19 protein-coding genes are annotated in these 18,905 nt (G+C 66.3%); 13 read left to right on the forward strand and 6 right to left on the reverse strand.

The window, feature by feature from the left end; all coding sequences use genetic code 11:
• Positions 1 to 25 precede the first annotated feature (25 nt).
• Positions 26 to 1,900, reverse strand: coding sequence for a PINc/VapC family ATPase (locus ALTAJ2_RS03265; RefSeq protein ID WP_007110701.1), 1,875 nt, complete (start codon positions 1,898 to 1,900; stop codon positions 26 to 28).
• 159 nt (positions 1,901 to 2,059) lie between these two features.
• On the opposite strand from ALTAJ2_RS03265, the gene ALTAJ2_RS03270 reads away from it, so the two are divergent.
• The 7 genes from ALTAJ2_RS03270 (at position 2,060) to ALTAJ2_RS03300 (ending at position 9,706) form a co-directional block, all read left to right on the forward strand.
• On the forward strand, positions 2,060 to 3,703 hold the full coding sequence (locus tag ALTAJ2_RS03270; RefSeq protein ID WP_007110700.1) for a globin-coupled sensor protein: 1,644 nt from the start codon (positions 2,060 to 2,062) through the stop codon (positions 3,701 to 3,703).
• 93 nt (positions 3,704 to 3,796) lie between these two features.
• The gene (locus ALTAJ2_RS03275; RefSeq protein ID WP_007110699.1) at positions 3,797 to 4,900 is read left to right on the forward strand and encodes a M20 family metallopeptidase; all 1,104 of its coding nucleotides are present in this window, start codon (positions 3,797 to 3,799) and stop codon (positions 4,898 to 4,900) included.
• Between the two features lie 285 nt (positions 4,901 to 5,185).
• Complete coding sequence (locus tag ALTAJ2_RS03280; protein WP_007110698.1) at positions 5,186 to 6,718, forward strand: carboxypeptidase M32; 1,533 nt, start codon at positions 5,186 to 5,188, stop codon at positions 6,716 to 6,718.
• Between the two features lie 167 nt (positions 6,719 to 6,885).
• Positions 6,886 to 7,359, forward strand: a complete 474-nt coding sequence (locus ALTAJ2_RS03285; protein ID WP_007110697.1) for a hypothetical protein — start codon at positions 6,886 to 6,888, stop codon at positions 7,357 to 7,359.
• Between the two features lie 125 nt (positions 7,360 to 7,484).
• Positions 7,485 to 8,459, forward strand: coding sequence for a M48 family metalloprotease (locus tag ALTAJ2_RS03290; RefSeq protein ID WP_007110696.1), 975 nt, complete (start codon positions 7,485 to 7,487; stop codon positions 8,457 to 8,459).
• Positions 8,460 to 8,520: 61 nt separating this feature from the next.
• A complete protein-coding gene (truA, locus tag ALTAJ2_RS03295; RefSeq protein WP_007110695.1) occupies positions 8,521 to 9,384 on the forward strand; it encodes a tRNA pseudouridine(38-40) synthase TruA in 864 nt (287 codons plus the stop codon).
• Positions 9,385 to 9,469: 85 nt separating this feature from the next.
• Positions 9,470 to 9,706, forward strand: coding sequence for a hypothetical protein (locus tag ALTAJ2_RS03300; protein WP_007110694.1), 237 nt, complete (start codon positions 9,470 to 9,472; stop codon positions 9,704 to 9,706).
• 118 nt (positions 9,707 to 9,824) lie between these two features.
• On the opposite strand, the gene ALTAJ2_RS03305 is transcribed toward ALTAJ2_RS03300, so the two are convergent.
• Together ALTAJ2_RS03305 and hpt are read right to left on the reverse strand one after the other, a co-directional pair.
• Complete coding sequence (locus ALTAJ2_RS03305) at positions 9,825 to 11,225, reverse strand: uracil-xanthine permease family protein (RefSeq protein WP_007110693.1); 1,401 nt, start codon at positions 11,223 to 11,225, stop codon at positions 9,825 to 9,827.
• A gap of 195 nt (positions 11,226 to 11,420) precedes the next feature.
• Positions 11,421 to 11,969, reverse strand: coding sequence for a hypoxanthine/guanine phosphoribosyltransferase (hpt, locus tag ALTAJ2_RS03310; RefSeq protein WP_007110692.1), 549 nt, complete (start codon positions 11,967 to 11,969; stop codon positions 11,421 to 11,423).
• A gap of 156 nt (positions 11,970 to 12,125) precedes the next feature.
• Between hpt and pepF the strand changes: the two genes are divergently transcribed.
• The 5 genes from pepF (at position 12,126) to ALTAJ2_RS03335 (ending at position 16,918) form a co-directional block, all read left to right on the forward strand.
• Complete coding sequence (gene pepF, locus ALTAJ2_RS03315; RefSeq protein ID WP_007110691.1) at positions 12,126 to 13,928, forward strand: oligoendopeptidase F; 1,803 nt, start codon at positions 12,126 to 12,128, stop codon at positions 13,926 to 13,928.
• Between the two features lie 167 nt (positions 13,929 to 14,095).
• The gene (gene pan2 / locus ALTAJ2_RS03320) at positions 14,096 to 15,328 is read left to right on the forward strand and encodes a proteasome-activating nucleotidase Pan2 (RefSeq protein WP_007110690.1); all 1,233 of its coding nucleotides are present in this window, start codon (positions 14,096 to 14,098) and stop codon (positions 15,326 to 15,328) included.
• A 312-nt stretch (positions 15,329 to 15,640) separates the two neighbouring features.
• On the forward strand, positions 15,641 to 15,877 hold the full coding sequence (locus ALTAJ2_RS03325) for a hypothetical protein (protein WP_007110689.1): 237 nt from the start codon (positions 15,641 to 15,643) through the stop codon (positions 15,875 to 15,877).
• A gap of 102 nt (positions 15,878 to 15,979) precedes the next feature.
• On the forward strand, positions 15,980 to 16,465 hold the full coding sequence (locus ALTAJ2_RS03330) for a pyruvoyl-dependent arginine decarboxylase (protein WP_049900942.1): 486 nt from the start codon (positions 15,980 to 15,982) through the stop codon (positions 16,463 to 16,465).
• A gap of 54 nt (positions 16,466 to 16,519) precedes the next feature.
• On the forward strand, positions 16,520 to 16,918 hold the full coding sequence (locus tag ALTAJ2_RS03335; RefSeq protein WP_007110687.1) for a DUF5811 family protein: 399 nt from the start codon (positions 16,520 to 16,522) through the stop codon (positions 16,916 to 16,918).
• Positions 16,919 to 16,974: 56 nt separating this feature from the next.
• On the opposite strand, the gene ALTAJ2_RS03340 is transcribed toward ALTAJ2_RS03335, so the two are convergent.
• The 3 genes from ALTAJ2_RS03340 to ALTAJ2_RS03350 all read right to left on the reverse strand — a co-directional run bounded on the left by ALTAJ2_RS03340 (position 16,975) and on the right by ALTAJ2_RS03350 (position 18,506).
• On the reverse strand, positions 16,975 to 17,412 hold the full coding sequence (locus ALTAJ2_RS03340) for a DUF6276 family protein (protein ID WP_007110686.1): 438 nt from the start codon (positions 17,410 to 17,412) through the stop codon (positions 16,975 to 16,977).
• A 54-nt stretch (positions 17,413 to 17,466) separates the two neighbouring features.
• Complete coding sequence (locus ALTAJ2_RS03345; protein WP_007110685.1) at positions 17,467 to 18,192, reverse strand: V-type ATP synthase subunit D; 726 nt, start codon at positions 18,190 to 18,192, stop codon at positions 17,467 to 17,469.
• Positions 18,193 to 18,302: 110 nt separating this feature from the next.
• Entirely contained in the window at positions 18,303 to 18,506 is a 204-nt protein-coding gene (locus ALTAJ2_RS03350) for a zinc ribbon domain-containing protein (RefSeq protein WP_007110684.1), read from the reverse strand.
• Between the two features lie 64 nt (positions 18,507 to 18,570).
• On the opposite strand from ALTAJ2_RS03350, the gene ALTAJ2_RS03355 reads away from it, so the two are divergent.
• Positions 18,571 to 18,879, forward strand: coding sequence for a hypothetical protein (locus tag ALTAJ2_RS03355; RefSeq protein WP_007110683.1), 309 nt, complete (start codon positions 18,571 to 18,573; stop codon positions 18,877 to 18,879).
• Positions 18,880 to 18,905 lie beyond the last annotated feature (26 nt).

The raw sequence follows: 18,905 nt of genomic DNA on the forward strand, positions 1-18,905 counted from the left end.
CTCCGTTCGTTCGCCGATCGATCGCTTACGATGGAACGACCGTTACCGGGTCCTTCCGGTCGATCGCCCGCTCGAGTTCCTCGGCGATCGCGCTCCCGCGGGACACCTGAATCTCGCCGCCGCGGCTCACCGTCGCGGTGAAGAGGTACTCGCCGCCGGCTTGTACCTCGACGGTCTCGCCGTGGTTGCCGTCGACGGGGATGACGATGTGTCGCGAGGTGATTTCGGGCTGGACCATCTGGCCGGCCTGAGAACCGCCGCTGCCGCCGTTCGCACTCGCGCCGCCGGCACCGCCGCCTGCGCCGTAGTTGGGGTTCTCGTCGTGCGTTCGGACGTCGATGTCGATCCCCAGCCGGTTCTCGACGTCGGTGATGCGACCCCCACCTTTGCCGATGACGCTCGAGATGTCGTCCTCCTCGACGTAGACGACGGCCTTGTCCTGACTCCTGAGTTCGACGTCGACGTAGCCGTGGGCGATCGAACGGATCTCCCGTTCGATTTCCTGTTTGGCGATGCGGTCGACGCCGGACTCGGTGGCCGGACCGCCGTCCTCGTCTTTCAGCGGGACGGTGACGACCTGGCGGTTGAAGGTGTAGATCTCGTACTCGGGCTCGCCCGTCTGGAAGTTCGTGACCTGAATGACCGGGCGGGCGAGGTCCTCTTCCGTGAGCCCGGCGGGGACCTTGACTTCCGTCTTGACGTCGTAGACGGTCTCGACTTCCCCGGCTTCGATGTAAACCACGGTGTCGACGACCTGGGGAATCATCCCGAGTTCGACCCGGCCGACCAGTCGCTGGAGCGAGTCGATCGGTCGCGTGGCGTGGACGACGCCGATCATGCCGACGCCGGCCAGGCGCATGTCCGCGAAGACCTCGAAATCGTCGGTCTTGCGGACCTCGTCGTAGATGGTGTAGTCCGGCCGGACCATCAACAGGGCGTCGGCCGTCTTGGCCATCTCGCCGCCCAGTTCCGTATACTGGGTGATGTCGGGGCCGACCTGCAGGTCCCGCGGTTTCTCCATGGTCTTGACCGAGTAGTCGTGATCCGAGATGTAGCGGGCGACCGCCTGCGCGAACGTCGACTTCCCGGCCCCGGGCGCACCCGAGATCAGGACGCCGCGCTGGCGCTCGAGCAGCCGCTCTTTGAGTTCGTCGGCGTGTTCGTAGTCCTCGATGTCCGTCTGCGCGATCGGCCGGACGGCGGTGATCTCGATCCCGTCGGCAAAGGGTGGCCGACCGATCGCGATCCGGTAGTCCCGGAACTGGACGATCTTCATGCCCGGCTCGGAGAGTTCGATGAAGCCGTCGGGGGCCTCCTTCGCGCCGTCGACGACTTCGCGGGCGTACTCGTCCATGGTCGCCTCGTCGAGCGGCTCGTCGGCGATCGACTCGTAGGCCATCGCGCCGAGTTCGCCGCGTTTGGCCTTCGGGACGGCATCGGTCTTGAGATGGACGCTCATCGTCACCTCGTCGAAGAACTCCTCGACGGCCAGCGTCCCGACCTCCCGTACCTCGGGGGACACGCGCTCGACGGCGAGCCCTTTCGCCTGGGCGACCTCGGCCTGGACGATGTCGCTGGTGACGAAGGTCGCATCCAACTCCTCCGCGAGATCGCGAATCAGCGCGTCGATCTCGCCCTCGGAGGCGTGTCCCCGCTCGATCGCGTTGGGCCGCTCCCCGACGTAGCGGAGTTCGATGACCCCGTCGTCGGCCAGGTCGGCCAGCCGCTGGAGTTCCTCGAGGCCGTCCCAGCCGCTGTCGATCCCGTCGTTGGCCTGCGCCTCGAGTTCCGCGACGACCGCCTCGGGGACGCAGATCGTCGCTCCCTCGAACTGCCCGTCTTCGATTGTCGCCGAGACGCGGCCGTCGATGACCACGCTCGTATCCGGCACGACGTTCATACGTAAACTGATCGACGTACGCCTATAAGGGTGTCCACAGCACCGCCCCGTCCCGCGGACGTATTTTTCGGCACGTGACGTCGCGAATCCGTGTCGGATATTCCTATCCGACGGGAACAGTCGTGAAAACTTAACGGACCGACCGAACACGTTTCCCGCATGCAACCCCAGGAGACGTTCGGGCGCGGCGGACTCAATGGCTTTCTCGATGTCGACGATCTCGTCGACCGGATCGAGCTAGACGAAGACGAAATCGCGTGGCGAAAGGAATTCATCGGGTTCGACGAGGCCGATGAGCAGCGCCTGGCCGCTCTCGAGCCGCTCTTGCAGGCCAACGCGGAGGCGATCGCGGACGACTTCTACGAGAACGTCTTGCACTACGAGCAGACGCGGGCGATCGTCGACCGCTCCCCCAAAAACGTCGACGCGCTCAAGCAGACACAGCAGGCGTACCTCGTCTCGCTCGCGACCGGGGACTACGATCGGGAGTTCTTCAAGAACCGGGCCCGAATCGGCAAACTCCACGAACTGCTGGATATGCCCCTGAAACAGTACGTGGGACAGTACGGCGTCTACTACGACCTGATCATGGCCCGGCTCAACGAGCGGGTCCAGCAACAGGTCGTCGACGCCATCGAGGAGTGGGCCGCGGAGCGCGACACCGAGGACGACGGGGGTCTCGACCGGTTCGTCGGCGCGCTCGGCCTCGGCGGCAGCGCCGAACACGAGAGCGACGGTCTCGAGGAGTCGCTCGAGGAGACGGTCAGAGACGCCATCGACGACGGGATGATGGACGTCCTCTCGCTGCTGCGGATCATCAACCTCGACATGCAGGTCGCGGTCGACACGTACGTCGACTCCTACGCACAGCGACTCGAGGACTCGATCGAACGGCGCGAACGACTCGCGCGGGAGGTCGAAACCGACGTCGAAGCACCGATCGCCGAACTCCACGACTCGAGCGAGGTCGTCGCTCAGCGCGCCGAGGCGATCAGCGAGCAGACCGACTCGCAGGCGACCGGCATCACGCGGGCGGCGGGGGAACTCAACGAGATGAGCGCGGCCATCGAGGAGGTTGCAAGCGTCGCCGACGAGGTCAGCGAGGAGAGCGATCGAACCGAAACGCTCGCCGCGCAGGGCGTCGAGGCGGCCGACGACGCGCTGGACGAGCTCGCGGCGATCGAAGACGCGACCGACCGCGTCGCCGACGCAGTCGACACGCTCGCGAACCGAACCGAGGAGATCGACGAGATCGTCGATCGACTCGACGAGTTGGCCGAACGGACGACGGTGCTGGCGGCGAACGCGAAGATCGAGTCCTCGCGGGACGACGCGGACGGCAGCGAAACGATGGGGATCATCGCGAGCGAAGTCCGCTCGTTCGCCGAACAGACGAAGTCCGATCTCGAGGCGATCGAGGACGCCGTCGAAGCCGTCCGTCAGGACGCCGCGGCGACCGTCGAAACCACCGAGGAGACCGTTGCCCGCGTCGATACCGGGACCGACCGCGTTCGCGAGACGGTCGACTCGCTCGAGGAGATCCACGAGTCGGCACAGACGACGGCGGCCGGCATGGAAGACGTCGCGGCCGCGACCGATCAGCAGGCACGGGGCGTCGAGGTGACGGCGGAGACGCTCGAAGATCTCTCGGAGTCGGCCGACACCGTCGCAAGCGCCGCGGAGTCGGTCGCGGCGGCGAGCCAACAGCAAACGGCCAGCCTGCGAGAGGTCCGCGAGTCGGTTGCGCGGCTGACGGAGGCCGACGCAGACGATGAGCCGCCGGTGTACGAACGGTACGATTGAGTTTCGAGCCCCGGTGGGGCGACCGCTCTCCCGGACACTGTCCCGATGTCGTGAGTCGGTGCACTGAACAGCGGAGCCGCCGAGACATCGGGTATGACTCTCGTCGAGTTGACGCGCGATCTCGTGTCGATCCCGAGCCACGAAGACGGGGCCGCCGCCGGTGACTTCCTCGAGTCGTGGCTGCGCCGCGAGACCGACGCCGACGTGACTCGGGACGCCGTCGGTAACGTGATCGCCCGAAAAGGGACGGGACCCGAGACGCTCGCACTGGTCGGGCATCACGATGTCGTCGAGCCGGCCGCGTCGCAGGTCGCGAACGCGGACGGGAACGTCGACGAAGCGAGCGAGTACGTCGTCGACGAGCGGGACGGCCGCCTGTACGGTCGCGGGGCGGCGGACATGAAAGGAGCGCTCGCGGCCGCGCTGCTTGCCTTCCGCGATGCCGACCCCGCCGGCGAACTCGTCGTCGCGAGCTTCGTCGGCGAGGAGGTCGGCGGCGTCGGCGCACGATACGCGATCGACGACGGGTTCGCCCCCGAGTACGCCGTCGTCGGCGAGGGGTCGACGAACTATTCCGGCCCGAACGTCACCGACGTGGCCGTCGCCCACAAGGGCCGTCGCGGGAGTACGATCACCGCTCGCGGTACCGCCGCACACGCCAGCGAAGCCGACGCCGGTGAGAACGCCATCTATCGCGCCACCGCGGCCGTCGACCGCGTTCGCGAACTCGAGGTCCCGTCGGTCGACGTGGCGGGCGAATCGATCGCAGGCCGGCTCACCGTCACGGAGATCGAGGGCGGGTCGGCGATGAACGTCGTCCCCGCTCGCTGTGTGGTCACGGTCGACGAGCGGACGGTGCCGGGCGACCGCGCGGCCCTCGAGCAGGTCGCCGACCTCGACGGCGTCGAGTGGACGGTCGACCAGGACTTGCCGCCGATGCGCTGTGACGACGATGCGTTCGCCGAGACGGTTCTCGAGGTCGCTGACGGCGTGCAAGCGGCCGATCCCGAACTGGTGACGAAGCCCCACGCGACGGACGCGGGGTGGCTCTCGCGGGCCGGGACCGACTGCGTGATCTACGGGCCATCCGAGCCCGGCGAGGCCCACACCGACGACGAGAGCGTCTCGATCGCCGTTCTCGAGCGCTGTCGCGAGACCTATCGGCGGCTCGCCGAACGGTGGCCGTTGACGCGGTGAATACGTCGCAGCGGCGTGTCGAGCGGTCGGTGGGTACCGCCCGGGACACCGAAGGCATAACTCGAGCCCCGGCGTAGCCGGCGTCGCTGCTGAGACCACCGAGCAGCAGGCTCACGGCGAACACGACGGCTGACGCGGGAGATGGGAGGACCGTCCGTTTCGGCGAGACGGCCGCTCAGTGACGTTGTGACACGTCGTACTGACAGTTCCGATAGCCGACAGTCAATAGGCCTCGAAATGTCCGGTACCAAGACGTTGATAGCGCTTCCGAGTGAACGGACCGCTATGGCGACCGATCAAGCCCGGAGCGATGCGAGCGAGACGGACACCTACGAGCAGTTCGAAGCGCGAGTACAGCGCATTTCTAACGTCGGGAACGCCGCCGGCATCCTGCGGTGGGACCAGGAGGTCGTGATGCCCGACGAGGGGACGCCGGCCCGCGCACAACAACTCTCGACGCTGTCGTCGCTCAGTCACGAACTCCTGACCGCCGACGAGACCGGCGAATTGCTTTCGGCCCTCGAGTCCGATGCCCTCGACGAGGACGCGACCGCCGTCGTCCGCGAGATCCGCCGCCGGTACGACCGCGAGACGAGCGTCCCACAGGACCTCGTCGAGGAGATCTCGGCAACGGCATCGAACGCACATCCGAAGTGGAAACAGGCCAAGGAGGCCGACGACTTCGACCACTTCGCGCCGACGCTCGAGCGATTAGTCGACCTCAAGCGGGAGTACGCGGCCCACATCGATCCCGACGCCGACCCCTACGCCGTGCTGTTCGCGGACTACGAGCCCTACATCGACCTCGAGACCGCCGAACGGGTCCTCGAGCGGCTGCGGGAGAACCTCGTTCCGCTGATCGATGCCGTCCAAGAGAGCGACGTCGACCTCGCAACCGACGCGTTCGCGGGCGAGTTCGACGACGACGATCAGGAAGCGCTCGCACGGGACGTGCTGGATTCGCTGGGCTACGACTGGGATCGTGGCCGGATCGATACCGCGCCGCATCCGTTCTCGTCGGGCACGCAGTTCGACGCCCGCGTGACGACCCGGTTCGAGCCCGCGGATCTCCTGGGGTCGCTCACCTCGACGATCCACGAGTTCGGCCACGCGAACTACACCCTGGGCCTCCCGGATGAGGGGTACGCCACGCCGCTGGGCGAGGCGCGGGACCTCTCGGTCCACGAGTCCCAGTCACGGCTCTGGGAGAACCACGTCGGGCGGTCCCGTCCGTTCTGGGACCACTTCCTGCCGATCGCCCGCGATCGCTTCCCCGAACTCGAAGACGTCACGCCCGAGGAGGCCTACGAGGCCGCGAATCAGGTCTACGACGACAACCTCATCCGGGTCGAGGCGGACGAACTCACCTACCATCTCCACATCGTCATTCGGTTCGAGATCGAACGCGATCTGATCCGGGGCGATCTCGAGGTCTCGAAGGTGCCCGAGGTCTGGAACGACAAGTACGAGGAGTACCTCGGCGTGCGCCCGGACACGGACGCGGAGGGCTGCCTGCAGGACATCCACTGGTCGCACGGCGACTTCGGCTACTTCCCGACGTACTCGCTGGGCTCGGTGCTCGCATCACAACTGTACGCCGCCGCCGAGGACGACTGCGGCGAGTTCGACGACGACATCCGCGAGGGCGAGTTCGACGAACTCAACGGCTGGCTCCGCGAGAACATCCATCGGCACGGCAAGCGCTACGTCACGCCCGCCCTCATCGAGCGGGCCACCGGCGAGGCGTTGACCGCGGACTACTTCCTCGAGTACGTCGAGTCGAAGTACGGTGACCTCTACGATCTGGACGACTACTGATCGCGCGAATCGCGCAGTCATTGACGATCCTCGCGGGCGCGAGTCGGTCGACGGCTTCCGCCCGAACCCGTATGGGACCGGGTGCCGTGGCCGCGCTCGGTCCGGAACAAAACGGGGCTGTCATTGCCGGGTGCAGACTCACCCGTTCCCGACCCCCTCCCTCGAGTATGCGACTCTCGATTCCGGGCGCGCCGGGCGTCTACTTCGACACCGACGCGGAGTCGACGGCGATCAACGTCGCGCTGACCGCTGCCGGTCGGCGAGCACCGAAACCACAGGGCTACGCCATCCAGGTTCTGCCCTACCTCTGGTCGTTCGACGTCGACCTTCAGGAGGTCCCGACCGACCATCCGCTCCAGTACCTCCATCCGGAGGGCGCACGGAGCCTCGGCGACCGCGCCTCCCACCGCAGCGTTCGCGAGGCCGGCACCGAACTCGAGTCGGTACTGCGGTTCGTCTGGTCGGTCAACGAGGAACTCGAGACGGCGACGACGCGACTCCTCGGCGCGGGCGACGCGACGGCCGACGGCGTCACCATCGAGGTACGGGACGGGCGCATCGACGTCGACGGCTCGCCCCTCGAGACCGACGAGTTCGATATCGACGAGGCAGCCACTGACGATTCCGGTCGCGAGCACTGATGCTGCGAGTCCGTCGGCGGCCCGTGGCTGACCGCCGACGGTGTCGGCGGTAGCCCCAGGGAACCCGTCGATCGCCGACTGGTCGGTTCGATAATCATTTTGCCGGGCGATTCGAAGCGGTTTCCATGCCCGCCGGACTGACCGCCCTCCGGATACGGATGGTCGCCGCGCTCGTCGCCCTCGGCGTCGTGACGGTCGCGTTTCTCGCGGGCGTCTGGGCCGTCTTTTACGGCGTCTGCGTGTTACTCGATATCGGAATCGCCGCGCAGGTCGCGTTCGGCGCGACGGCCGTGACGCTCGTGACGATCGGCGGCCTCGAGTACAGACAGATCGAGACGATCGAGCGCCTCGCGGACGCACATCGGGTAGACCGTGAGACGGCACCGGCGCTCTCCGAGACGGCGACTCGAGTCGCCGCCCAACTCGGCGTTCCCGAGCCGACGATTGCCGTCTCGGAGCGCGACGCGCCCGAGGCGATGGCCGTGGGTCTCCGCCCGAACGCGGTCCATCTGGTCCTCTCGCTGGGAACGATCGCGGCGCTCGACGACGACGAGCTCGAGGCGGTGATCGCACACGAACTCGCCCACGTCAGCAACAGGGACGCGATCGTCATGACCGTCGTGTCGCTTCCCGTGGTGCTCGCCGACGGGCTGGGTTCGCGGATCGACCGGATAGAGAACCCCGGCTGTATGGCTCTGGTTACCGTCCCATTGAAGGCGCTGTCGGGGGGCGTCTGGATCGTCGGGCGAACGATCACGGCGCGGTTCTCCAGAGCCAGAGAGTTGGCGGCCGACCGGGCTGCTGCGGAGGCGACCGGATCACCCGCCGCCCTTGCGAGCGCGCTCCGACACCTCGACCGGGAGATCGCCGACACCCCGGATCGAGACCTTCGGGAGGCCGCGAGCGTGTCCTCGCTGTCGATCCTGTCGCTCGAGCCGGCGGAACCGGAGAAGGTCATGCTCGGGCCCGACGGAGCGACCGAGCCGTCGTACTGGTGGCTTCGGGCACGGCTCCACCGTCTCGAGCGGTTCCTCTTCGAAACTCATCCGCCGACCGAGGATCGAATCGACGCGCTCGCGGACCGCGAGCGACGACGGTGAGCGACCGTCGGGCGCGGCGGTCGAGACAGGTATAACACCCTGGCCCCGCTGGATCGACTCGATGCCACGCCGCGCGTTCCGGATCGCCTACGACGGGACCGACTACCACGGCTTCCAGCGCCAGCCTCAACCCGATATCCCCACGGTCGAGGACGCCGTTTTCGATGCCCTCCGTGCGCTCGCGGTCCTCGACCCCGACGCCGACAAACCCGCGGGCTACGCGGCCGCCGGCCGCACCGACGCCGGCGTCTCCGCACTGGCTCAGACGATCGCGCTCGAGGCCCCCGACTGGCTCACACCCCGAGCATTGAACGCCGAACTCCCCGCCGACGTGCGGGCGTGGGCGGCCGCCGACGCGCCCGACGGGTTCCATGCGACCCACCACGCGAGCCGCCGGGCGTACACCTACCACCTGTACGCGCCGCCCGCCGACGCTGCGACGCCCGATTCGGACGCCGATGCGACCGCCCCCGCCGTCGACGACGAGCGGTTCCGCGCCGCCTGCGACGCGCTGTCCGGCACCCACGACATCCACAACCTGACGCCCGACGACCGGAACACGGAGCGCTCGCTGACGATCGCGGCCGAGCGCGACGGCGACTACTTCGTCGTCACCGTCAGCGCGGGCGGCTTCGCTCGGGAACTCGTCCGTCGACTCGTCTCGCTCGTCCGGGCGGTCGGTGCCGGCGACTCCCCGCTCGCGAAGATCGAGCGCGTCCTCGAGCCGGAACCGCTGCCCGGTCACGAAGGGATCGCCCCCGCACCGCCCGAGCCGCTCGTCCTGACCGCGGTCGATTACCCCGCTCTCGCGTTCGAGATCGACGCGGACGCGGCCGAGAGCGCTCGCGCCGTGTTCGACCGCCGCCGCGTCGACCGGCGGACGGGGGCGCGGGTCGCCGGACAGGTGGCTGACGGGATGCGCTGAGCGAGGAACGCGGCGACTCGAGCCGTCCCCATCGCACTCGAGCCGCGGACGAGCGTTTTTCAGTGCCGGGCACACACGTCGGCGTATGGAACTGTCTCCGGAAGAGTACGGTGCGTACTGGCGTGCCTCGATCCGCGTCGCCGCGGGGCTGCTCGTCGTCTTCTTCGGACTGCGTCTCACGTCGCCGCTCCGGACTCACCCCGAAGTCGGGGCGTCCGCCCTCGGTGTCGTCCTGCTCGTCGTGCTCGTCCTCGCCGGGACATTCGTCGCGGTACTCGGCCTCGCCCGGGTCGTCCGGACCGCGGTCGACGCGGAGAGTTAGGATTCGACGAACGCGTAGTACGCTCCGTTGCCGTCCACGCCGCTCGTTTTTCGCCGAGCGAGAAAAGAACGGGTTGGCAAGCCGACGACTCAGTCACGGAGATCGGTTCGGAGACGGCTCAGTCGTCGGTCGGGCCAGCGGCCGCGGGGTCTGCATCCGCGTCCGTCTCGGGGACACGAGCGTCGAACAGCGGACTCTGCTCGCCGGGGACGAACGTGTTGAGGACCAGCGCCGACAGCGCGGTCATGATGACCGACTGTCCGAAGAACAGCTCTGCGCCGCTCGGGAGTCCCGCCAGCGCCTCGGGCGTCGTCGCGACGCCGAGCCCGAGGCCGAGCGAGACGGCGACGACGACCGTGTTCCGCCGATCGAGGTCCACGTGCGTGACGATCAGTCGGAACCCGCTCGCGGCGACCATCCCGGCCATCAGCAGGACCGCACCGCCGAAGACTGCGCTGGGGATCGTCGTAACTGCGGCGCCGACCTTCGGGCTCAGCCCGAGAACGGCGAGGAAGACGCCGCCGATGCCGACGACGTGACGGCTCATCACGCCGGTGAAGTTGACGATGCCGACGTTCTGGGAGAAGGAGGTGATCGGGAACGCGCTGAAGACGGCACCGATCGAACTCAGCAGGCCGTCGTTGAACAGCCCGCCGCGGAACTCCTCGTTCGTCGGATTGCGCCCCTCGGCAGCCGTGACGCCGGACATGTCGCCGACGGTCTCCATCGAGGAGACGAGAAAGAGGACGGCGAACGTGGCGATCGCGATCGGCTCGAACTCGAAGCCGAAGCGCGTCGGCGACGGGAGCGAGACCCACGCGGCGCTCCCGACGGGCGAGAAGTCGACGAGCTCGAGGCCGGTCGCGAACGTGAGGGCGATGGCGGTTGCGTAGCCGACGGCGATCGCGAACAGCACGGACAACAGTCGCGTGACGCCGCGCGTGAACATGTTGAGACCGACGGCGATCGCCAGCACGAGCGCGGCGAGTCCGATGTGATGCAGGGCACCGAAGTCCGGCGCGCCGACCCCGCCGGCGGCGTAGTCCATCGCGACCGGCACGAGGTAGAGGCCGATGATGACGACGACGAGGCCGGTCACCAGCGGCGGGAAGAAGGGTTTGATACGTTTGAACTGCCAGCCGATCAGGCCCTCGACGACGAAGCCGGTCACGAGGATCGCGCCGAAGACGGCGGCTAGCCCGAAGCTGGCGCCGATATCGATCGTCGCGCCGACGAACGTGAAACTCGAGCCCATGACGATCGGTAGCCGCGCGCCGACCGGACCGACGGTGTACGCCTGAACCATCGTTGCCAGTCCGGAAAACAGCAGGACCATCTGGACGAGATAGGCCGCGTCGGCCTCGACGCCGACTCCGTTCGCGACGACGTACGCCACCGCCGTCGCCGGCACGATCATCACTGCGACGTGTTGGAGACCGAGCAGAATCGATTTCGGCAACGGCGGTTTGTCGTCTACCCCGTACTCGAGTTGGATGCCTCCGTCCGGTTCGGTCGACATTCTATGGCCGCCAGGTTGCAGAGGGGTGCATAAAAAGATTCGTAAACACGCTCAACCGGACACATAACTCAGCATAAATGGACACGTACCTGCATATTTGCTGTGGTGGGAATACATGGATGTGTATACCCTTCCGTTACGCCGCTGTACTGATACGAGGCGAAGCGTCGTCGGCAGTCGGTTCTCGTCCGGTGCCTACTCGTGGACCGTCACCTCGCCGTCCTCGACCGTGATATCGATGAGGCTCGTCGCGTCGTACTCCGTGTCGTCGAGCGCCGAGTCGCCGACTTTCCGCATCACGACGACGATGTCGACGATCTCGGCCCCGATACCGTCGATCGCGTCGCAGATCGCCGCCAGCGTGCCGCCGGTCGAGAGCATGTCGTCGACGATCACGACGCGATCCCCCGCTTCGATGTCGTTGATGTACATCTCCGACTCGGAGTACCCCGTCTCCTGATGGAGCGATACCTCGCCCTCGAGCCCGTAGGGTCGTTTCCGGATGACGACGAGCGGGATGTCCGTCTGGAGCGAGAGCGCGGTCGCGAGGTGAATGCCCATCGCCTCGGGGGCGACGATCTTGTCGACGTCCAAGTCCGCGGTCTGCATGACTTCGGTGACGACCTCCCGCAACAGGGCGGGATCGAGGCGCGGAACGCCGTTGCTGATCGGGTGGACGAGGTACTCGTATCCGTCCTTGTCGATGATCGGTGCGTCGTCTAACGACTCGAGGAGCCGGTCCATGCTGACGATTCGGGAAATCGGAGTGAAAAGCGGTTCGTTCTTCCGGTTCCGGACCACCCCGAGATGGTGCCCGCGGTCCACGGATCCCCGCGTCGACTCCGTCCGTTCCTGACACGGTCCGACACGCTTTAGCGCCGCCGCTTCGAAGCCGTCTCCATGAGTTCCGTTCCCGAACGCTCGGAGGTCGACGAGGACTATACCTGGGACCTCGAGAGCATCTACGCGACCGACGACGACTGGGAGGACGCCTACGAGACGATCGCCGAACGCGTCGACGACCTCGAAGCCTACGAGGGCCGGGTCACCGACGACGCCGAAACCCTCCTCGACGTACTCGAACTCCGCGACGAGATCATGCGCGAGGTTTCGACGGTCGCGGCCTACGCCCGCATGCGCCGCGACGAGGACACGACGAACCAGCAGTACCAGGCGCTGACGGCACGGTCCCAGTCGCTCGCGGCCGACGCCCAGTCCGCGGCCTCGTTCATCGACCCCGAACTCCAGACGCTGACCCGCGAGCAGTTCGACGCGATGGTCGCGGACGAACCCGCCCTCGAGACCTACGACCACTACGTCGACGACGTGCTTCGGATGAAACCGCACACGCGATCGGCCGAGGTCGAGGAGTTGCTCGCCGACCTGAGCGAGGTCACGGGCGCGACCGGGGACGTGTACAACATGCTCTCGAACGCGGACATGACGTTCCCGACGGTCGACGCGCCCGCGGGCGACGAAGCGGATGCAATCGAACTCACCCAGAGTAACTTCACGAACCTCCTCAAACGCCCCGACCGCGAGTTCCGCAAGCGGGTCTACGAGGGCTACTTCGACGAGTGGGAGTCGGTTCGGAACACGGTCGCGGCCAGCTACAAGAACAGCGTCAAAGCCGACGTCAAGACCGCTCGAGCGCGCAACTACGACACCGCCCGCGAGGCCGCCCTCGACGGTCCGAACGTCCCCGTCGAGGTCTACGATACCCTCGTCGACACGGTCCACGACAACATCGACAAACTCCACCGTCACGCCCAACTCAAAGAACGGGCACTGGGTGTCGACGAACTCCAGATGTGGGACCTCTACATGCCGCTGACCGGCGACGAGGGTCCCGATCTCGAGTACGACCAGGCCACCGAGTACGTCGTCGACGCGCTCGCGCCGCTCGGTGAGGCGTACCAGACCCGTGTCGCCGAGGGGCTGGACTCCCGGTGGATCGACGTCTACGAGAACGAAGGGAAGCAATCCGGCGCGTACTCCGGCGGCACCTACGACACTCAGCCGTTCATCCTCCTGAACTACCAGCAGGACATCTCCTCGATGTACACGCTGGCCCACGAACTCGGCCACTCGATGCACTCCGAACTCACGAAGGAGGAACAGCCGTTCATCTACTCGAGCTACGAAATCTTCGTCGCGGAGGTCGCCAGCACGGTCAACGAGGCCCTGCTGACCACCCACCTGCTCGAGACCGTCGACGATCCCGAGTTCCGCAAGCACGTGTTAAACGAGTTCCTCGAGCGCGTGCGCTCGACGCTATACCGTCAGACCCTCTTTGCGGAGTTCGAACACGAGACACACCGCCTCGAAGAAGACGGCGAACCGCTCACTGCCGACCGATTGGACGACCTCTACCGCGGACTCAAGGCCGACTACTACGAACCCGCTACGATCGACGACCGGATCGCCCGCGAATGGATGCGTATCCCCCACTTCTACCGGGCGTTCTACGTCTACCAGTACGCGACCGGTATCTCGGCCGCCCTCGCTATCGTCGACGACATCCTCGAAAACGGCCAGTCCGCCGCCGAGGACTACCTCGAGTTTCTCCGCCACGGCTCCCGGGAGTACCCGCTCGACCTCCTGCGGATCGCCGGCGTCGATATGAGTTCCTCGGACCCGATCGACCGCGCGCTCGAGACCTACGGCCAGCGTCTCGAGGAGATGGAAGCGCTCATGTCGTAAGCCGTCGGCACGACGCTCCCCGCTCGAGCCGTCGGGCGACGCCGTCGCGACGGTGACGCGGCGTCAACGGTCGTCTCTCCCGGTAGTCGCGGTTCGCCGTGGGAGTCGAAAACCATCCGCGACCCAAAGGCACATTTACCATCGAAATCCTATCGGCGTACATCAGGATGTCTCGAAGCCCGTCTATTCCCGACCGACCTCATCGCGATATCGACTCAGATCTCCCCGACGACGAGCGGCTCGAGGCGCTTCGCGGGCACTACGAGGATCTGGTCGACGTCAACGACCAGCTCTCCGAACAGCTCGACGACGCCGAGGACCGCCGCGAACGCCTCCGGGAGAAGGTCGACCGCGTCGAGCGGGAAAACGAGACGCTCAAGAGTTCGTCGCTGTACATCGCCACCGTCGAGGACGTCCTCCCGGACGAGCAGGTCATCGTCAAACAGCACGGCAACAATCAGGAGGTGCTGACTGACGTTTCCTCCCGGATCGTCGATCGCATCGAACCCGGCGATCGCGTCGCGGTCAACGACTCCTTCGCGATCCAGACGGTGCTGGACACCGAGACCGACGCGCGCGCCCAGTCGATGGAGATCACGGAGAAGCCGGCAGTCACCTACGCCGATATCGGCGGGATCGACGAGCAGGTCCGTGAGGTCCGCGAAGCCGTCGAGCAGCCCCTGACAGAGCCCGAAATCTTCAACGAGGTCGGTATCGATCCGCCAAGCGGCGTCTTGCTCTACGGACCGCCGGGCACGGGGAAGACGATGCTCGCGAAGGCCGTCGCCAACGAGACCGACGCCACCTTCATCAAGATGGCCGGCTCGGAACTGGTCCGGAAGTTCATCGGCGAGGGCTCGCGGCTCGTCCGCGACCTCTTCGAGATGGCCCGCGAGCGCCAACCCGCCATCATCTTCATCGACGAGATCGACGCCATCGCGACGCGGCGCACCGAGTCCAAGACCTCCGGCGACGCCGAGGTCCAGCGGACGATGATGCAACTGCTCTCCGAGATGGACGGCTTCGAGGCCCGCGGCGAGATCCGCATCATCGCCGCCACCAACCGCTTCGACATGCTCGATCGCGCTATTCTGCGTCCCGGCCGGTTCGACCGCCTGATCGAAGTCCCCGAACCCGACCGCGACGGCCGCGAACAGATCCTCTCGATCCACACCCGCGGCATGAACATCGCCGACGGCGTCGACTTCGCCGCGCTCGCCGACGACACCGACGGCTACTCCGGTGCCGACATCGAAAGCCTCGCCACCGAAGCCGGCATGTTCGCCATCCGCAACGACCGCGACGAGGTCGCCCATCAGGACTTCGCCGACGCCTTAGAGAAGATCGAGGAGGACGACTCGAGCGACGTCGTCTCCTCTGCGGGCTACTTTTACCAGTAATCCGCGGCCCGATTTCGACGACTCGGATCGGTGGCGGTCGCCTCGTACTGCTGTGCGTTCGGTTCGGAATCACCAACCGCAGGGGAGTCGGCTGGATCGAATGGACAGGCTCCGACACAATACGACCGAGGAAGAACGTGGCTCGCTCACCGTCGCTTTCGTCCGGCGTTTCTACAATGGAGTCGCCTAATGGGCCGGCCTTTCACACAATGCACCGTACTGCATTGGTGAACGGGTTCCATTTCGTCACACACAATGTGTGTAATATGAAGTCAAAATAGACTTGTGTAGACGGAGGCGATAGACGGCGCGATGCCGAGGGAACGAGACGAGAAAAGTGGGAAATATACCGAGCGATATCTTCCGGACACGTTCGTTACGGCGCTCGAGGAACTCTCGGGAGCGGCGACCACACAGGAAGTAGCCGACGAGGTCGGCTGTGCATACCGAACCGCGTTCGCCAAACTCTCCGAACTCGAAGACGCCGGCGGGATCACGTCACGGACGGTCGGCAACGCGTATCTCTGGCATCCCGTCTCCGCCGAGTGAGCCGATCGAAACGGCGGTAACGGAGCGGAAACGCGGGAATTCGATCCTCGACGGACAGTTCCGAATCGCAAGCCCTTACGCCGCCGACCCCCGAGACCAAATATGAGCACGATTCGAGTCGTCTGGGGGGCTGCATCGGCACCCACGGCGATGGCCTCCTACGACGCGGCGCTGGCCGAGGCCGGTGTCGAGAACTACAACCTCGTCTCCGTTTCCTCCGTCATCCCGGCTGGCGTCGACGTCGAGGCCGTCGGCACCGCGCCCGATCTCGGCCCCGCCGGCGACCGCCTGACGGTCGTCGAGGCTCGAGCCACCGCTGCCGGCCCCGGTCGCGTGAGCGCGGCGCTCGCGTGGGCTCAGTCCGTCGATAACGGCCCGGGACTGTTCTACGAGACTGCGGGCGAGATGGACCGCGAGGACGTCGAACGCCGGGTCCGAGAGGGACTGGCCGCGGGGCAGGAGCTTCGCGACTGGGCGTTCGCCGATCCGCGAGTGGCCGTCGAGAGCCGGCAGGCCGAGTCGGGTGATTACACGACGGCGGTCGTCCTCGCAGTCTACGGCGAGAGCGAACCGATCCTCGTGGATTGACCCAAAGCGAACCCTTTTGAACCGGCGACTCATTGATACGGGTACACACTTCTCATGAACGGAAATACGCCGTACGCAGGGCTACCGGGCGAGACTGGTGCTGGGCAGCGTGCAGCGGCGGACGTTCCTGACCTCTCGAGCGCGCAAAAGCGGCTGCTTCACCGCGACGTCTCGCGGATCGCGGCCCGGACGCGCGAGTTTCTCCCGAACGAATACGCCGTCGACGCCGACGTCTCGACCGGCATGACCGGACCGGAGGTCACCGTCGCCGTCCGACCGCCGGTCGGTCACGCCGTCTCCGCTGGCTTCACGCCCGATCTCGAGGACGCGGCGGCCGCCGAGGAGGTCATTACCGCCGCCGAACGCGATGAAGTCGCCCGCGGGCTCGCCGCGAGTGCGGCCCTGCAGGTGAAACAGGCGATCAGTAACAACGTGCGGCCGACCGGGAAGTAGGCGACCGCCGCGCGCCATCGAACCCGCCGATCAGCTTTTCGACGTGTCGCTTCGTTTCAGTAGAGCAACTGCTCGAGCTGGTGGCGCCGCCGCTCGAGGTCGAACGCCGACTCGACCGATGGATCGTCGCTGAGGCGCTCGAGTAGCAACAGCGGGTCCCCGCCGGCTCCTTCCACTTCCCTGAGCAGCAGTTCGATAGCGGTTCGGTTCGTCGCCAGCGACGGGCAGAGACCGAGTGCCAGCGCGAACGGCACCGCACGCTCGGGCCGGGTCGGGAACGCGTCGCTGACGCGTTCGAAATCGGGAGTGGTGGCGGTGGCAGCGGGTGCTCCCTCGTCCGTTTCGGCTCCGTCGCGGTCCGATCGCGGAGCCGGCTCGAGGGACAGACAGCGGGTACAGAACGAGACGACGGCGGCCGCCGACGGTGCGTCCGTGCGGTACTCCGCCGGCACGGAAAACAGGATCGTCGGGGCACCGCACTCGGAACAGGTCATCGGGATGGGGTGTGCAGGTGGCTGTTCGGTCGTTCGGCGGTGGAACGGTCCGGCTTACTGGTTGGCCGCGGGCGACTGCGCGGCGGTTTCCGGCTGTGCGTCCTCGAGTGCCGCCTCCTCGGCTGCCCGCTCGGCCTCTCGTTCCGCCTTCTCCTCGGCTTCCTTCTTTTCCTTGATCTTCTTCAGGCGGAACGTCTCCTCGCGTTCCTGTTCCTCGAGTTTCTGCTCGATGTACTCCTGATTCTCGTAGAGTTCGGGCAGGAGCTTGAACTCGAGGGCGTTGACGCGGCGCTTCGTGGTCTCGATCTCCCGGAGCATCTTCTTCATCGCCGTCTCGACCTCGGCGGCGAGGATGATGCTCTCGAGGAGGTCCTCGTAGGCCTCGGCGGCCTCGTCGATGCGGGCGGAGGTGCCCATGATCCCGTAGCCGCGCTGATCGAGGCTCTTGGAGACCCGCGAGGATTCGATCTGCGGGACGACGACGCCCATGATGTTCTTGGACTCGGTGGTGATCTCGGGGTGTTCCTGCAGCGCCGATGCGGCACCGCGGACGGCGACGTCACCCTCCATCGCGCGGGCCATGTTGATCTTCTTCTGGGCGTCCTCGTAGTCCTGCGCGAGGTCGCCGCGGACGTCCTGGGCCTTGTCCAGAATGTCCATGAACTCCATGATCAGCCCGTCGCGTTTCTTCTCGAGCGTGCCGTGACCCCGCTCGGAGAGCTCGATGCGATCCTCGATCGCCATCAAGTTCTTGCGGGTGGGCTTGACGTCGTTGGCCATCTTGTGGGGGGATAGCGGGCCCAGTCGGATAACTGTTTACAGTTTCCGCGCACCGCTCGCGCTCGAGACGCGGGAAATCGACGGCAGCGGGTCGCTCTCGAGGGAGAGACTTACCCGAGGAACAGGTCGACCATGTCGCCCGACGACTGACCCTTGTAGAGTTCCGAGTAGCCGCAGCTCGTACAGCTTACGACGTGGAAACGCCTGTTTTGGATGTCGAACATCTTGGAAAGTCCACTCCCCGTCGTCGAGATTTCGTCGATCTCCGTCTCCGTGTGACCGCACTTCGGACAGCCGTGCTCGTCGTCTCTCATAGTCCCCCATCTCCTGTCAGTTCATAAAATCTTTGTGACTGGCATCTCGAGTGGTCACCACACCATGTCCGTCGGTCTCGTACTCGTCGTCCTCGCGTTTCTGGCGGTTCCGTTCGTCCTCTGGTTGGCGATCAATCAGGAAACGTCGGCCCCGACCGTGGTCGATCGAGCGGAAGCGGAACGGATCGCAAAGGAGCGCGGCGGCCGCGAGCCGACTCGTACGGCCGACGGATCGGGCGGAGCAACCCGTTCGGACGCCGACGATGACACGGCCGCTGAATGGGGCGCTCACCGCGAGCGCGACGCGCGAGACGGCCGGTCAGCAGAGGGTGACCGGGACGACCGCGATGAGTGGGGCGATCGACGCACGTAGCGTACAGTGGCCGGTGCCATCGTCGG

This window comes from Natrinema altunense, assembly GCF_000731985.1.
In the GTDB taxonomy this organism is placed as follows: Archaea; Halobacteriota; Halobacteria; order Halobacteriales; family Natrialbaceae; genus Natrinema; species Natrinema altunense.

Coding starts and splice junctions, on each gene's coding strand:
- ALTAJ2_RS03300 (WP_007110694.1), top strand. CDS start 9,470: ATGGAACTGTCTCCGGAAGAGTACGGTGCGTACTGGCGTGCCTCGATC.
- truA (WP_007110695.1), top strand. CDS start 8,521: ATGCCACGCCGCGCGTTCCGGATCGCCTACGACGGGACCGACTACCAC.
- hpt (WP_007110692.1), bottom strand. CDS start 11,969: ATGGACCGGCTCCTCGAGTCGTTAGACGACGCACCGATCATCGACAAG.
- ALTAJ2_RS03305 (WP_007110693.1), bottom strand. CDS start 11,225: ATGTCGACCGAACCGGACGGAGGCATCCAACTCGAGTACGGGGTAGAC.
- ALTAJ2_RS03280 (WP_007110698.1), top strand. CDS start 5,186: ATGGCGACCGATCAAGCCCGGAGCGATGCGAGCGAGACGGACACCTAC.
- ALTAJ2_RS03340 (WP_007110686.1), bottom strand. CDS start 17,412: ATGACCTGTTCCGAGTGCGGTGCCCCGACGATCCTGTTTTCCGTGCCG.
- ALTAJ2_RS03345 (WP_007110685.1), bottom strand. CDS start 18,192: ATGGCCAACGACGTCAAGCCCACCCGCAAGAACTTGATGGCGATCGAG.
- ALTAJ2_RS03355 (WP_007110683.1), top strand. CDS start 18,571: ATGTCCGTCGGTCTCGTACTCGTCGTCCTCGCGTTTCTGGCGGTTCCG.
- pepF (WP_007110691.1), top strand. CDS start 12,126: ATGAGTTCCGTTCCCGAACGCTCGGAGGTCGACGAGGACTATACCTGG.
- ALTAJ2_RS03325 (WP_007110689.1), top strand. CDS start 15,641: ATGCCGAGGGAACGAGACGAGAAAAGTGGGAAATATACCGAGCGATAT.
- pan2 (WP_007110690.1), top strand. CDS start 14,096: ATGTCTCGAAGCCCGTCTATTCCCGACCGACCTCATCGCGATATCGAC.
- ALTAJ2_RS03350 (WP_007110684.1), bottom strand. CDS start 18,506: ATGAGAGACGACGAGCACGGCTGTCCGAAGTGCGGTCACACGGAGACG.
- ALTAJ2_RS03265 (WP_007110701.1), bottom strand. CDS start 1,900: ATGAACGTCGTGCCGGATACGAGCGTGGTCATCGACGGCCGCGTCTCG.
- ALTAJ2_RS03330 (WP_049900942.1), top strand. CDS start 15,980: ATGAGCACGATTCGAGTCGTCTGGGGGGCTGCATCGGCACCCACGGCG.
- ALTAJ2_RS03335 (WP_007110687.1), top strand. CDS start 16,520: ATGAACGGAAATACGCCGTACGCAGGGCTACCGGGCGAGACTGGTGCT.
- ALTAJ2_RS03275 (WP_007110699.1), top strand. CDS start 3,797: ATGACTCTCGTCGAGTTGACGCGCGATCTCGTGTCGATCCCGAGCCAC.
- ALTAJ2_RS03290 (WP_007110696.1), top strand. CDS start 7,485: ATGCCCGCCGGACTGACCGCCCTCCGGATACGGATGGTCGCCGCGCTC.
- ALTAJ2_RS03285 (WP_007110697.1), top strand. CDS start 6,886: ATGCGACTCTCGATTCCGGGCGCGCCGGGCGTCTACTTCGACACCGAC.
- ALTAJ2_RS03270 (WP_007110700.1), top strand. CDS start 2,060: ATGCAACCCCAGGAGACGTTCGGGCGCGGCGGACTCAATGGCTTTCTC.